We start from the raw sequence: 13,577 nt of genomic DNA on the forward strand, positions 1-13,577 counted from the left end.
GGTGAGCACGCAGCCCGCCCTGGCCGTCGACGTCGGCGGCACGAAGATCGAGACCGCCCTCGTCGATGCCGGGGGCGGGCTCGTGCCCGGCACGCGGCACCGGCGCGCGACCGGCCCCGCCCTGACTCCTGAGGAGTTCGAGCGGGCGCTCGCGGAGTGCGTCGCCGCCTCGACGGCCGGGGCGGACGTCGTCGGCGTCGGCGCCGGATCCGCGGGGCCGATCGACCTCGACGGCGGCCGGATCCGACCGAAGAACCTCCCGCTGCTCCACGGCGTCCCGCTCCGGGAGGCGCTCGAGCGGCTCGTGCCCGGTCGGCCGGTCGAGCTGCGCCTCGACGGGACCTGCATCGCCCTCGCCGAGCACTGGTACGGGGCCAACCGGGGCGCCGTCTCCTCGGTGAGCCTCGTCGTGTCGACCGGAATCGGCGGCGGGATCGTCCTCGACGGCCGGGTGCTGGCGGGCCGCTCCGGCAACGCCGGCCACCTGGGCCAGGTGCACGTCGCCGACGCCGACCCCGAGGAGGGGAGCGACGGGACGCTCGAGAGCATCGCCTCCGGACCGAGCACCGTCGCCTGGGCCCGGCGCCGGGGCTTCGCCGGGAGCGCCGGGGAGGAGCTCGGGCGCGCGGCCGCGGACGGCGACGCCGTGGCCCTGTCCGCGGTCCGCCGCTCCGCCGAGGCCGTCGGCACGGCGATCGCGGGCGCGGCGACCCTGCTCGACGTGCACGACTTCGCCGTCGGCGGCGGTTTCGCGGGCGTGACCCGCGACTACCTCCACCTCGTGCAGGCGAGCGCCCGGGAGCACGCTGTCCTGGACTACGCCCGCGGTCTCGACGTCCGCCCGTCCGGGCTCGGCGGGGAGGGGCCTCTGATCGGCGCGGCCGCCCTGATCCTCCGATCGACGGCGGCGGCGCGCGAGCCCGCCCTCGTGCCGTGAGCGGCATCTCCTCCGAGCATCCGCTCCGCTCGGCCCTGCGCCCGTCGCGGCACCGGGTCGTCGGGGCGGCGCTCGCCTACGTCGTCAAGGACAGCCCGCTGTGGATCCTGCCGCTCGTCACCGCCGCCGTGGTCGACGCCCTCGTCGACGGCCGGTCGCCATCGGCGCTCGTCGTGCCGGCCGCGGCCGCCGCGGCGACGATCCTCGCGAACATCGGGGCGAACGCGGTCTACGTGCGGCTCTCCTCGTCCGCCGTCCGCGCGCTGGGCCTGCGGCTACGGGAGGCGCTCGCCGAGCGGCTGCAGAGCCTCTCGCTCGACTACCACTCGCGAGGCAGCGCCTCCATCGCCCAGACGAAGGTGGTGCGCGACGTCGAGAACCTCGAGCTGATGCTGCAGCAGGCCTTCGGGCCGGTGCTGACAGCGCTGGTGGTGCTCGTCGGAGCCGGAGTGGCGACGGGCACGAGGGTGCCGCAGTTCCTGCTGGTGTTCGCGCTGACCGTCCCGCTCGCGGCCGCACTCGTGCTCTGGCTCCGTCGGCGGACAGCGGCCGGCAACGAGGCGTTCCGGCGCCACGTCGAGACGATGTCCGGCACCGTCGGCGAGATGTCCGCGCTCCTCGAGGTCACCCGCGCCCACGGCCTCGAGAAGGTCTCGGTCCAGCGGGTGGTGGAGGCCGCCCGCCGCGTCGAGCGGGCGGGCGTCGCCCTCGACCGCCTGAACAGGCGCTTCGGGGCGCTGTCGTGGAGCAGCTACCAGCTCATCACGCTCGGCTCGCTCTTCGGCGCAGCCGTCATCGCGATGACGGGCGTCCTGCCGGTGACGGTCGGCGAGGTCGTGCTGCTGAGCTCCTACTTCGCGCTGCTCACCGGGACGATCACGGCGGCGTTCCAGACTGCTCCGCTGGTCACCCGCGGCCTCGAGTCGCGCCGCTCGATCGCCGAGGTCCTGGCGGACCCCGACGTGGAGCACAACGAGGGCGAGCCGGTCGTCGACGCCCTCGCCGGAGGAGTCGAGCTCGACCGGGTGAGCGTCGACTACGGCGACCGGCGCGTGCTGCACGACGTGTCGCTCCGGATCGCCCCGGGGGAGACCGTGGCCTTCGTCGGCCCCTCCGGCTCGGGGAAGTCGACGCTGACCCGGGTGGTCCTCGGATTCGTCCGCCCCTCGCAGGGCCGCGTGCTGCTCGACGGCCGTGACATCGCCGCCCTCGACATGCGCACGGCCCGCCGCTTCATCTCGGTCGTGCCGCAGGAGTCGGTGCTCTTCCGCGGCAGCATCCGCGACAACGTGCTCTACGGGACAGCGGACGCCGACGACCACCGGCTCGAGGCGGCGCTGCGGGTGGCGAACGCGGAGTTCGTCCTCGAGCTGCCCGACGGCTGGGACACGGTCGTGGGGGAGCGGGGCGCCCTGCTGTCGGGAGGCCAGCGCCAGCGCCTCGCGATCGCGCGGGCCCTGATCCGCGACCCCCGTCTGCTCGTGCTCGACGAGGCGACCGCCGCACTCGATCCGCGCACCGAGCGCGAGGTCCGGCTCGCCCTCGACCGGCTGCGCGAGGGGCGCACGACGCTGATCGTCGCCCACCGCCTGAGCACCGTCCGCACGGCCGACCGGATCGTGGTGCTCAGCGAGGGGCGCGTCGTGGAGCAGGGGACGCACGATGAGCTGCTCGCGACGGGCGGCGCGTACGCCGCGCTGCACGCGACGGCCTGAGCGGGCCGCCGCCGCGTCCATCCGTCGCCCGCGGCCCGTGCCCGCCGCGGGGACGGGCCGCTGCTGACGGATCGATCGCGGGTGCGGCCCAGCGGGAGCATCGTTAGCGTGGAGGTCCGCGCCGATCGCCGGCGCCGAGGGGAGCCCCATGGATCAGACCGTCGAGATCGACGCCCGGGCGGAGGCCCTGCGCGCCGACCCCGAGAGCTTCGCCGCGATGGACGCGCTCTGGCGCAGCGTCTACGCCCTGCCGATGTGGTGCTTCATCGCGCGGGGGCCGGACGACGCGCCCACCCCCTTCGTCGGCGGCCTGGAGTCGGGGCCGATGGTCTTCGCCTTCACCACGGGGGAGCGCGCCCGCGCCGGGGCGCTGCACGCCGGCCTCTCCGACGAGGACGCGTCGCGCGTGCTGAAGGTGCCGATGCCGGCCGCGCTCGAGTGGATCGCGGCGATGGGGTCCTCCGGAGTCGCGGGAGTGGTCTTCGACCTGCCCCGCTTCGGGTACTTCGCGCCCCTCCAGAACCTGCTGCCGATGCGCGACTTCATGGCGGCGAACCCGCCGGCCTGAGCCCCGCCCCGTCGAGACCAGCGGATCCGCCGAGACCAGCTGATCCGCCGGTTGTCGCCGCCCCGAACGGGTCACTGGACGACACCCGAGGATGGTGGGCCGGAGGCGCGCCCGTCCTCCGAGGACGAGGCCGGGAGACGCCGATGGGGAAGCTGCACTACGACGGATCGGTCGAGATCGACGTCGAGGACCGGGTGCTCGCCCACCTGCAGATCGTCCTCACCGCGAAGCTGCGCCAGGGGGAGTCGTGCCTGCTCACCTGGCGCGACGAGAACGGGATGAGCGACGGCCGCAGCGCGATCTGGCTGCACCCCTCGCACACGCTCCGCTACACCTACGCCGGCGGCCGCATGCCCCGCATCAACCCCGCCTGGATCTCGGCGCTCACCGATCTCGCGAACTCCGCCGGCGGCCTCCGCTTCGTCCCCGAGCCGCCGGAGCCCGTGCGTCCCCCCGGTGGGAGCGCTCGCCGGTGACCGGCGTCCGGCCCCGTTCCCGGCCTCGGGCTCAGCAGCCGGAGTCGGCGGCGTCCGCGTCGAGCGCCGCCGCGGTGCCGAGCGCGATCAGCGACTGATCCGTCGCGACCGCGACCCTCGGGAAGCCGAGCGCTCGCAGCAGCCCGGCGCGCTCGCGGTCGCCCGCGTAGGCCCCGGCGCCCTTGCCCGCGCGCCGGGCCGCCGCGGCGATCCTCGGCAGCGGGTCGTCCGGTCCGTCCGCGGCGAGCAGGTCGGACAGGTCCCGTCCGAGGCCGATCGCGAGGTCGAACGGGCCGACGAAGACTCCGCTCACGCCCGGCACCGCGAGGATCCGATCGACGGCGTCGAGGCCGGCCTGCGTCTCGATCATGACCCAGAGCGCGGTGCGCGCCTCGGCGGCCGACGGGGGAGCGGCGCCCCAGAGATCGGACATCGGCCCCCAGCTGCGGCGGCCGAGCGGCGGGTAGTGCGCGGCGCGGACGGCCGCGAGCGCCTCCTCGACCGTCTCGATCATCGGGACGACCACGACGTCCGCTCCGGCGTCGAGCGCCCTGCCGATCAGCGCGTCGGAGAGCCCGGCGACCCGGACGCCGACGGGCGGCCTCCCGCTCACGGCGCCGAGCGCGCGCAGGGAGGCGAGGACCGCGGCGTCGTCGAACGCGCCGTGCTGCGCGTCCAGGCACAGCCACGCCGGCCCGCCGCGCGCGATCTGCGCGACCGTCAGCGGCTCCCCGAGCCGGCACCACACCCCGTCGGCCCGACCGTCACCGAGAACCCGTTCCGCATCCACGGGTCCGATCCTCGCGCACGGGGCGCCGCCTAGGCGAGGACCGCCAGTGCCGTCGACAGGATCCCGAGGACGACGCCCGCCCCGAGCAGGATCAGGCCGGTCAGGCGCAGCGCCCGCACCGCGTCGCTCCACCGGTGCAGGCGGATGCGGTGCGGATCCTCCTCGCGGTAGTGCACCTCCCGCTGGTCCGACCGTGTCGGCGTCAGCGGGTCCCCGGCGGACAGCGGACGCGATCGCACCTCGCCGGCCCGGGTCACCCAGTGCAGTGCGAGGGGCGGACCCTCCTCGAGGTAGGCGGTCGTCGTCAGCCAGCGTCCGTCGATCAGCGCCGCGACGAACGCGGCGAGCAGGAACAGCACGCCGAGGGGGAGGGTGACAAGCGAGAGGGCCTCGGAGATCGTCTCCAGCATGCAGCGTCCCTCCGACCGGATCCGGTGCTGAGCGTACCGAGTCGGCGGCCGGCGCGTCCGCAGTGGGACGCGCCCCGCCGCCGAGCCCGCGGGCCTCAGCCCCAGGCGACCTCGAGGTCGACGACGAACGTCACTCCGAAGCGGTCGCGCAGCATCCCGTAGAGGGGCGACCAGGCTGCCGGGGCCAGGGGCACGACGACCGCCGCCCCCTCCGAGAGGCCGTCCCAGAGGCGGTGCAGCTCGTCGGCGTCGGAGCCGCGCAGCGACACGAACACCGGGATCGTGCCCGGGTCGTAAGCCGTGTGCGCGGGGACGTCGTACGCCATGACGCGGAAGCCGGCCTCGGAGACGACCTGGCCCCACATCAGCTGGTCGGCCTCGTCGGGCGCGGTGACAGCGTTCGCGTCCGCGTAGGACATCGCGTCGACCCGGCCTCCCGTGACCGAGGCGTAGAACTCCAGTGCCTCGCGGGCCTGTCCGCGGAAGTTGAGGTGGGTCGTCGTGGTGATGCTCATGGTGCGCTCCTCGCAGTCGTGCCGGGTCGATCACCCGGTGCCCCGACGCTCCCAGGAGAAGAGGACGATGACGGTCCTCTTCTCGGAATACCCTCGGGACGTGCTCACGACGACCGAGCGGCTCCTCCTGCTCCTCTCCCTCCTGCAGACCCGCCGCGACTGGCCGGGCGGAGTGCTCGCCGAGCGCCTGGGGATCGCGCCGCGCACGGTGCGTCGCGACGTCGACCGGCTCCGCACGATGGGCTACCGGATCGACGCGGCGAAGGGCCCCGACGGCGGGTACCGGCTCGAGGCCGGCGCCGAGCTCCCGCCGCTGCTCTTCGACGACGAGCAGGTGCTCGCCCTCACCGCCGCCCTGCGCGCGCCGATCGCGGGGCTCGAGGAGGCGTCGGCCCGTGCGCTGGCGACGGTGCGGCAGGTCCTGCCCGCCCGGCTCCGGCCCCGAGCGGATGCGCTGCGCTTCACGGTCGCGGCGGCGCCGGCTCCCGCGGTCCCCTCGGAGCGGCTGGTCGCGGTCGCGGCGGCCGTCCGGGCCTCGGAGGTGCTCCGCTTCGCGTACGCGGAGGCGGTGCGCCGCGTCGAGCCCCACCACTTGGTCGCGCGTCAGGGCCGCTGGTACCTCATCGGCTTCGACCTCGACCGCGACGACTGGCGGGTGTTCCGCGTCGACCGGCTCGAGCCGCGGTCACCCCGCGGTGCCCGCTTCCGCCGCCGGGCGCTGCCGGTCCGGAGTCCCGCCGCGTTCCTGGAGGCGCGGTTCCGCGGCGGAGCGCCCGGGGAGGGGTGGCCGTGCCGCGGCTCGGTGGTGCTGGAGGCGCCCGCCGCCGAGGTCCTGCCCTACGCGGGCGACGGGGAGGTGGAGGACCTCGGCGACGCGGGCTGCCGACTCGCCCTCGGCGCCTGGTCGTGGGAGGCGCTCGCCGCGTCGTTCGGCCGGTTCGACGCTCCGATGGCCGGGGCGGAGCCGCCCGAGCTGGCCGCCGCGTTCGTCGTGCTCGCGGAGCGGTACGCCGCGGCGGGAGCCTGACCGGACCGCGTCGGCCGTCCTCCGCCGCTACTTCACCGAGTACCGGGCGCTCCCCGTGCTGCCGTCCGCCGTCGTGACCGTCAGCGTCCAGCAGGTGCCCCGCTTCGCGGGCACCGTCCACGCCTTCACGTAGCGGTTCGTCGCGGTGTCGTAGCGGAGGCGTCCGGTCAGGGTGGTCGTCGGCGCTCCGGTGAGGACGGCGCCGGCGGTGCAGGAGGTCTGCTTCTGCGTGACGCTGCGCACGTCGGCGAGGGCGGAGTGGCGGAACGTTCCCGCGGAGGACGTCGAGGTCACCTGGAACGTCATGCCGGTCGCGGCTCCGGCGGCCACGCTCTTCACCGAGGTGCTGAGCCCGCCGATCGTCCACGGGGTCACGGTGTAGGACGCGGTGAGGGTCGAGACGTTGCCCGCCCGGTCGGTCGCGGTCGCCCGGTACACGTGCGGACCGACGGAGCGGCCGCCGCCCGTGATCACGCAGTCGCCGGTGAGGCCCGAGAGCGCGTCGTCCGCGAGGCAGCGCGCCTCCGGGAGCACCGTGCCGTAGGGGTAGGACCCCTCGGGCCTCGACGTGAACGAGAGCTGCGGCTTCGTGGTGTCGATGGCGATGCCGCTGCGGGTCGTCGTGGCACGGTTGCCCGCGTTGTCGACGGCGGTGCCGGTGACGCTCTGGCCGGGGCCCTCGCGCAGGATCCGCGCGGGGGTGCAGCTGCGGATCCCGGAGCCGCTGCCGTCGGCGCAGGAGAAGCCGACGGAGACGGGGGAGCGGAACCAGCCCGCGGCGTTCGGAGCCGTCGGCGCGGTCGTCGCGGCGATGGTGGGGACGCCGGTGTCGACGATCCGGTAGGTCGCGGCGGCGGTCGTGGTCAGTCCTCCGGGGTCGGTCCAGGTGCAGGTCGCCGTGCGGGTGCCGAGGCCGTTCACGAGCGTGCCGGTGACGACGGCCTCCTCGCTGAACGTTCCACTCTCCGCATCCGTGATCGCGCAGGCGGCCCTCGGCTCCGAGCCCTTCTCGTAGGAGGCGCCGTCGGTGGCGGAGGCGACCGTCACGACAGGCGGGGTGTTCGCGGGGACCACGGTGACCGTGTGCGGCACGCCGGCCGTGGTGCCGTACGCGTTCCGCGCGCTCACCGTGAAGGTGGAGTCGCCTGCGGTGGTCGGCCTGCCCGAGACGACGCCCTCCGGCGAGAGGGCCACCCCCGCGGGAAGGGCGCCGGACGAGACCTCGAAGGTCGCGGCCGGGCCGGACGCCGTGAAGGCCGCGGAGTAGCGGGTCCCGGTCGTGACGAGCGTCTCGGCGGTGTCGGCGGTGAGGGTCGGCAGCGGGCCGATCGCGAAGGCGTGGTTGAAGCCGACCGCGATGCCGGTGGCGCCGGTGATCCCGGCCGGGACGTCCAGCTCCGTGTCGCCGTCGGAGTGCAGGGAGACGACGGTGCCGTCGGACGTCAGCAGGACGCTGAAGCCGATGCCGGCGGCGATCGCGGTGATGCCGCCGAGATCGGCGGGGACCCGCGGCAAGCCGGAGTCGGCGGGGTCGCCCCAGGTGACGACGGTGCCGTCCCGCTTCAGGGCGAGGCTGTGGGAGTAGCTGACCGAGACGGTGACGACGTCGCGGAGGCCTGCCGGGGCGGTGTACGCGCCCCTGTCGTCGCCGCCCCACGCCACGACCGTCCCGTCGGCGCGCAGCGCGAGGCTGTTCCAGCCGCCCGCGGCGATCGCGACCACTCCGGAGAGACCCGCCGGCACCTCGGTCGCTCCGAACTGATCGGAGCCCCAGGCCGCCACGGTCCCGTCGCCCCGCAGAGCGAGGGTGTGGTAGCTGCCCGCGGCGACGGCGGTCACGCCGCCGAGTCCGGCCGGGACGTCGGTCTGGCCCTGGCGGTCGTCGCCCCACGCGACGACCGTCCCCTCCATCGTGAGGGCGATGCTGTGGAGGTACCCGGTCGAGATCGCGGTCACCTCGCGGAGCCCGGCCGGCACGTCCCGCTCGCCCTCCAGATCCGCTCCCCAGGCCTCGACGGTGCCGTCGGTGTGGAGCGCGAGGGTGTGGCTGTAGCTGCTCGCGACGTCCGTGAGGTCGGACATGCCCGCCGGCACGTCCCACTCCCCGTTGAGGTAGCGCCCCCAGGCGGCGACGCCGTTGGCGAGGTGGTCGTTCCCGACCGGCACCGGGTCCGGCTCGGCAGAGGCGAGGGGAGCCGCGGTGCCGGCGAGCAGGGCGACGGTCGCGGTCAGAGCGAGCAGAGTGCGGCGCAGGCCCGCGGCGGTGCGGGCGGGGCGCGGAGAAGCGGGGTCGGTCACGGGCTCACGCTAGGGGCCGGCTCTCCTCCGGGGCGGGGCGGGGGCGCCCTGTAGCGGACATGTCCTCTAGAGGGCGGAGCGCCGCTCCTCCAGGGCGGAGCCCGCGCCCTCCAGGGCGGAGCCTGGCCCCTCGGGGCCCGCGGCGGAAGGGCTTGCCCGGATCCGCGACGGGCGATTGGCTGGAGGGCAGGAGAGAGAGGTGTCACCATGACGCAGACCTTCCCCGCCTGGTTGCGGGATCAGCAGAAGAGGGACGACGAGGTCGGCCGCTTCGCGCAGGCCTTCGGCGGTCGCGACGACCTGCCCGAGCACGGCGGCCGCGCGATCTACGACGGCTACTTCGCCAGCGAGCCCGAGTCGGCGCAGGCCGATCTGGAACGCGCCTGGATGGAGTTCGAGGCGCACCCCGAGCCGTCCGCCACGTCCGACGAGCCGGAGGGACTCCGATGAGCGACCAGACCCCGAGCCCCGTCGAGGACCCGGACGACCAGTCCGACAAGCCGTCGCAGGCCGAGGGCGAGGACGAGCGCGACACCCCGCACAAGGTCCTGCCCGCCGAGGGCAAGCCCTCGAAGGCCGAGGGCTGAGCCGACGCACTGAGCCGACGCACTCCCCGGAGGGGCGCATCCTGCAGAGGGTGCGCCCCTCCATCGCGTCAGCGCCCGGTGACCGCCAGCAGCTCGTGCGCCGCGGCGCTGTCCGGGTAGCGGGAGAGCACGCGCTCCAGATCGCGCCGAGCCGGAGCCGTGCGCCCGTCCGAGAGGAGCGTGCTCGCGCGCTCGAGCAGCGCCTCCGCCCGCAGCTCCACGGGCCGCGCACTGGTGACGGTCGGGCGCACCACCCGGTCGAACGCCTCGACGGCGCCCTCGATCACGCCGAGCTCGCGAAGAGCGACGCCGCGGCGGATGAGCACCGCGGCGGAGGCGGCGTCCACGTTCTCGACGGGCGCCGAGAACTCGGCCACGTCGCTCCAGCGTCGGCGGGCGGAGTAGAGGGAGGCGAGCGTCGACGCCGCGAGGGTCGACGGCTCCAGGGTCTCGACCGCCACGACCGCCGCGGCCGGATCCGTGGGTGCCGTCAGCTCGGCGTAGAGCAGGCGCAGCGCCGGGGCGTCGAGCGGCACCTCCACGTCGAGGCCGCCGCTCAGCGGCAGGCGGACGGTCAGCGCGATCCCGTAGCGGCGGAGGAAGGAGTCGGCCGACGGGTCGTAGCGGATGCGCACCAGCCAGCCGGTGAGCCGCAGAGCGCGATCGTCGTCCGCGGAGTGCAGGGCGTCGCGGACGAGCTCGACGACGGCCGCGAGGCGCGAGCCCTCGGGGGAGCCGGTGGTCGCCTCGTGCAGGTCCTCCGCCGGCGCCCCGGCGCGCACGAGCCGGAGCAGGGGCGCCTCCCACGCCGGAGCGAGGGCGGAGGGGCGCACGAGACCCGGCCCGCCGGGCATGCTGAGCCAGCCGGACAGCCGGGAGCGGTGGTCCTCGGGGGAGAGCGGGTCGCCGGCCGCCCGGAGCCGGGGGCGCGCGAGGGCACGGAGCTCTCCGCTCCGCCGGAAGCCGACTGCCACGGCCGATCCCCCTCCGCGTGCGACGGCGGCTGAGGACCGTCGATCCGCCGAGTCTACGGCGTCGCGCCCCGCCGTCACCCCCGAACGGGGAGCGACGCGCTGGCGGCGATCCCCCGCCCCCCGTCGTCGCCCCCCGGCGCTGTCAGGCGCCGATCGAGCCCGCCGTGCGCAGCGGCATCACGTCGGGCTTCTCGGCGGTGCTCGCGATCGTCACGACCGCCTTCTCCTCGTTCGAGCGGAGCACGGCGTCCATGATCTCGAGCACGTGCAGGGCCACGCGGCCGGAGGCGCGGTGCGGGCGGTCCTCCGCGATCGCCTCCGCGAGGTCGGCCAGTCCCACTCCGCGACCGGTGTCGATCACGCCGGCGGAGTCGGGGACGACCCGCCAGTCCTCGTCGCGGACGGCGACCTCGACCGGGTCCGAGAACATGTTCGGATCCGGGACCGAGATGGTGCCCTCGGTGCCGTAGACCTCGAACTTCGGGGCCCGGCTGCGCCAGACCTCGAAGCTCACGGTGACGGTCGTGGCGACTCCGCTCGCGTGCTCGAGCAGCGCGGTGATGTGCGTGTCGATCGTCACCTCGATCGGCGTACCCGCCTTCGGCCCGGTCTCGATCGTGCGCGGGCGGTCGGAGCGGGTGGCCAGGCCCGTGACGCGGACGACCGGCCCGAAGAAGTGCACGAGCGCCGTCAGGTAGTACGGGCCCATGTCCAGCAGCGGGCCGCCGCCGGGCTGGTAGTAGAACTCGGGCGCCGGGTGCCAGCGCTCGTGGCCGGGAGCGGCCCAGTGCACCTGCGCGGCGATCGGGGTGCCGATCGCGCCGGAGTCGAGGGTGAGGCGCGCGGTCTGCACGCCGGTCCCGAGCACCGTGTCCGGGGCGCTCGCGAAGCGCAGGCCCAGCTCGTCCGCGAGGTCGAGCATCGGCGCGGCCTCGGCCGGGTTCAGCCCGAGCGGCTTCTCGGCGAAGACGTGCTTGCCCGCCTTCAGGGCGCGGGTGCCGATCTCGACGTGCGCCGCCGGGATCGTGAGGTTCAGCACCGCGTCGATCTCCGGGTCGCCGATCAGCGCGTCGACGGTGAGGGCGCGGACGCCCTGCTCGTCGGCGACCTGCTGCGCCCGCTCCTGGTTCAGGTCGGCGACCGCGACGAGGCGGAGGCCGCGGAAGGTCGGGAGGTTCGCGAGGTACTGCTCGCTGATCTTCCCGACGCCGATGATGCCGACTCTCAGCGGGACGCCCACAGCATTCCCCTCTCGATGATCGTGCGGACGTTGTCGTCCTGGAGGATCTCGACGCGGTGGCCCGGCGTCGAGACGAAGATGCGGCCCTCGCCCCAGAGGCGGGTCCAGATCGCGGGGGAGGTGATGGGGCGCTTCCACGGGTCCCACGGGCGGACGGCCTGCGTGGTCGTGGCGAGCACGTCGTTGTAGTCGTCGTGCAGCACCCAGTACTGCTCCGTGACCAGCTCGAAGTCGGTGATGCCCTGCGTGATCGGGTGGTCGGCGGCGAGGGCCGTCATCTCGATCGTGTGCGGCATGTAGTTGTCCGACTGCTCGCCGGTGCGCTCGTCCGGGTGCTTGCCGGGGTGCGAGGCGAACTGGCCGCCGATCAGCTGCAGGTAGTCGGAGTTGTCGCGGTAGGAGTCGGCGATCCCGCCGTGCCAGCCGGCGAGGCCTGTGCCGCGCTCGACCGCCGCGCGGAGGCCCAGGAACTCCTCCCACTGGATGGAGGTCATCGTGTTCGACTGCACGATCAGGTCGACCGTCCGCATGTAGGCCTCGTCGGCGTACACGGCGGTCGACTCCTCGACGCGCACGTCGTAGCCGTTGTCGCGGAGGAACGGCAGGAACAGCTCGGTCGCCTCGACCGGTTGGTGGCCGTCCCAGCCCCCTCGGACGACGAGGGCCGTCTTGCCGGGAGTGGTCGGGGAGTGGTCGGTCATCGTCGTCCTCACGTGCGGGCGGATCGCTCCGCGGTTCGTCATCGAACAGGACTTGCGCAACTTCTGCGCGGGAGCCCCGGCGTCCGACCATCATGCACCGCGGTTCCCGGCGGGAGCAAGCCGTCCGCGCGCCGGTCCAGTTGCGAAAGTCGGTATCCGCTACGGTGAGCACATGCCCGACCACGACGACGTCTCCGGAGCGACCACCCGCCCGACCATGGCGCTCATCGCCGAGCGCGCCGGGACGAGCGTCCCCACCGTCTCGAAGGTGCTCAACGGCGGCACCGACGTCTCGGAGGCGACCCGTCTGCGCGTGATGGAGGCGGCGCACGCGCTCGGCTACCGCCGCCGTCCGCGCCTGCGCCCGCCGGTCGAGGATCCGCACTCCGCCCAGATCGTCGACGTCGTCGTCGGCCACATCGGCGGCACCTGGATCGGCCCGGTCCTCGAGGGCATCGAGGCCGAGGCCTCCGCCGCCGGGGTCGACCTGGTGCTCACCCGCGCCCGCGACGACGGCGCCTGGATCAGCCGCCTCCTCCGCCGCCCCTCGCTCGGCGCCATCGTGGTGCTGGTCAACGTCTCGGCCGCGCAGCTGCACCTGCTGACCACCGCCGAGCTGCCCGTCGTCGTCGTCGACCCCAGCACGCGGCCGCCGGCCGACGTCGCGAGCGTCGGCGCGACCAACTGGGACGGGGGCCGCATGGCCGCCGAGCACCTCCTCGACGCCGGCCACACCCGCTTCGGCGTCCTCGGCGGCACCCGCACCCAGCTCTACAGCAGCGCCCGGATCGACGGCTTCACCACCGCGCTCCGCGCCGCCGGGGTCGAGGATCCGCGCGTCGCCTACTGCGACTGGGACCGCGAGCTGGCCCGCGAGGCCGCCGGGCTGATGCTCGCTGAGCCGGACGCGCCGACCGCCTTCTTCGCCTGCTCCGACGTGATGGCGCTCGGCGTCTACGAGGCCGCCGACGACGCCGGCCTCCGCATCCCGCGAGACCTCAGCGTCATCGGCTTCGACGACGTCGAGGAGTCGGCCTGGGCGACCCCGCCGATGACCACGATCCAGCAGCCCATCGGCGAGATGGGCGCCATCGCCTTCCGGATGCTGCACCAGGCGCACCGGTCGGCGACCCCGCTCGCCTCGGGAGCCTCGGCCACCCGCATGGAGCTGGAGACGCGGCTGATCCGCCGCGCCTCCGTCGCGCCCGTGCGCGTCTAGCGCCGCCCGCTCGCCCTCCCACCCCGCCCCCTCGGGATCGATGCGTCACGAACGGCCCCTCTCCCGCGCCCGTGACGACCGTTCGTGACGCATCGACCCCGGCGGGCGCCGCGGTCGGTG

The 13,577-nt window shown here is 74.8% G+C and carries 15 protein-coding genes; 8 read left to right on the forward strand and 7 right to left on the reverse strand.

Going from position 1 to position 13,577, the window contains the following annotated elements; genetic code table 11:
• Position 1 precedes the first annotated feature (1 nt).
• The 4 genes from C5C55_RS11750 (at position 2) to C5C55_RS11765 (ending at position 3,696) form a co-directional block, all read left to right on the forward strand.
• Positions 2-937 (forward strand): ROK family protein, encoded by a 936-nt coding sequence (locus C5C55_RS11750; protein ID WP_104234027.1) that lies wholly within the window; start codon positions 2-4, stop codon positions 935-937.
• Positions 934-2,652, forward strand: coding sequence for an ABC transporter ATP-binding protein (locus C5C55_RS11755; RefSeq protein ID WP_104234028.1), 1,719 nt, complete (start codon positions 934-936; stop codon positions 2,650-2,652). The genes C5C55_RS11750 and C5C55_RS11755 overlap by 4 nt, the downstream gene beginning before the upstream one ends.
• Before the next feature lie 148 nt (positions 2,653-2,800).
• Positions 2,801-3,220: a hypothetical protein gene (locus tag C5C55_RS11760; protein WP_104224305.1), complete on the forward strand. Its 420-nt coding sequence runs from the start codon at positions 2,801-2,803 to the stop codon at positions 3,218-3,220.
• 143 nt (positions 3,221-3,363) lie between these two features.
• Positions 3,364-3,696 carry an ATP-dependent DNA ligase gene (locus C5C55_RS11765; protein ID WP_104234029.1) on the forward strand — a complete coding sequence of 111 codons (333 nt, stop codon included), beginning with the start codon at positions 3,364-3,366 and terminating at the stop codon, positions 3,694-3,696.
• Between the two features lie 31 nt (positions 3,697-3,727).
• On the opposite strand, the gene C5C55_RS16635 is transcribed toward C5C55_RS11765, so the two are convergent.
• From C5C55_RS16635 to C5C55_RS11775, 3 genes are all read right to left on the reverse strand, one after another.
• Positions 3,728-4,486: an HpcH/HpaI aldolase/citrate lyase family protein gene (locus C5C55_RS16635; protein ID WP_159940053.1), complete on the reverse strand. Its 759-nt coding sequence runs from the start codon at positions 4,484-4,486 to the stop codon at positions 3,728-3,730.
• A gap of 29 nt (positions 4,487-4,515) precedes the next feature.
• Complete coding sequence (locus C5C55_RS16640; protein ID WP_104267914.1) at positions 4,516-4,896, reverse strand: hypothetical protein; 381 nt, start codon at positions 4,894-4,896, stop codon at positions 4,516-4,518.
• Between the two features lie 95 nt (positions 4,897-4,991).
• Positions 4,992-5,411 (reverse strand): VOC family protein, encoded by a 420-nt coding sequence (locus tag C5C55_RS11775; protein WP_104224302.1) that lies wholly within the window; start codon positions 5,409-5,411, stop codon positions 4,992-4,994.
• A gap of 100 nt (positions 5,412-5,511) precedes the next feature.
• On the opposite strand from C5C55_RS11775, the gene C5C55_RS11780 reads away from it, so the two are divergent.
• Complete coding sequence (locus C5C55_RS11780) at positions 5,512-6,438, forward strand: YafY family protein (RefSeq protein ID WP_258072548.1); 927 nt, start codon at positions 5,512-5,514, stop codon at positions 6,436-6,438.
• Positions 6,439-6,465: 27 nt separating this feature from the next.
• Here the strand turns inward: C5C55_RS11780 and C5C55_RS11785 are convergent, their stop codons facing one another.
• A complete protein-coding gene (locus tag C5C55_RS11785; RefSeq protein WP_104234032.1) occupies positions 6,466-8,736 on the reverse strand; it encodes a PxKF domain-containing protein in 2,271 nt (756 codons plus the stop codon).
• Between the two features lie 207 nt (positions 8,737-8,943).
• On the opposite strand from C5C55_RS11785, the gene C5C55_RS11790 reads away from it, so the two are divergent.
• Positions 8,944-9,186, forward strand: a complete 243-nt coding sequence (locus C5C55_RS11790) for a hypothetical protein (protein ID WP_104234033.1) — start codon at positions 8,944-8,946, stop codon at positions 9,184-9,186.
• Positions 9,183-9,323 carry a hypothetical protein gene (locus tag C5C55_RS16645; protein WP_181067846.1) on the forward strand — a complete coding sequence of 47 codons (141 nt, stop codon included), beginning with the start codon at positions 9,183-9,185 and terminating at the stop codon, positions 9,321-9,323. The genes C5C55_RS11790 and C5C55_RS16645 overlap by 4 nt, the downstream gene beginning before the upstream one ends.
• A gap of 68 nt (positions 9,324-9,391) precedes the next feature.
• On the opposite strand, the gene C5C55_RS11795 is transcribed toward C5C55_RS16645, so the two are convergent.
• The 3 genes from C5C55_RS11795 to C5C55_RS11805 form a co-directional block, all read right to left on the reverse strand.
• On the reverse strand, positions 9,392-10,297 hold the full coding sequence (locus C5C55_RS11795; protein ID WP_104234034.1) for a tol-pal system YbgF family protein: 906 nt from the start codon (positions 10,295-10,297) through the stop codon (positions 9,392-9,394).
• A 142-nt stretch (positions 10,298-10,439) separates the two neighbouring features.
• Positions 10,440-11,537, reverse strand: coding sequence for a Gfo/Idh/MocA family protein (locus tag C5C55_RS11800; protein ID WP_104234035.1), 1,098 nt, complete (start codon positions 11,535-11,537; stop codon positions 10,440-10,442).
• Positions 11,522-12,238: a ThuA domain-containing protein gene (locus C5C55_RS11805; RefSeq protein WP_104227162.1), complete on the reverse strand. Its 717-nt coding sequence runs from the start codon at positions 12,236-12,238 to the stop codon at positions 11,522-11,524. Before C5C55_RS11805 ends, C5C55_RS11800 begins: the two co-directional genes overlap by 16 nt.
• 172 nt (positions 12,239-12,410) lie before the next feature.
• Between C5C55_RS11805 and C5C55_RS11810 the strand changes: the two genes are divergently transcribed.
• The gene (locus tag C5C55_RS11810) at positions 12,411-13,457 is read left to right on the forward strand and encodes a LacI family DNA-binding transcriptional regulator (protein ID WP_104224297.1); all 1,047 of its coding nucleotides are present in this window, start codon (positions 12,411-12,413) and stop codon (positions 13,455-13,457) included.
• Positions 13,458-13,577 lie beyond the last annotated feature (120 nt).

The sequence above is a fragment of the Rathayibacter sp. AY1C2 genome, from assembly GCF_002931195.1.
Taxonomy (GTDB): Bacteria; Actinomycetota; Actinomycetes; order Actinomycetales; family Microbacteriaceae; genus Rathayibacter.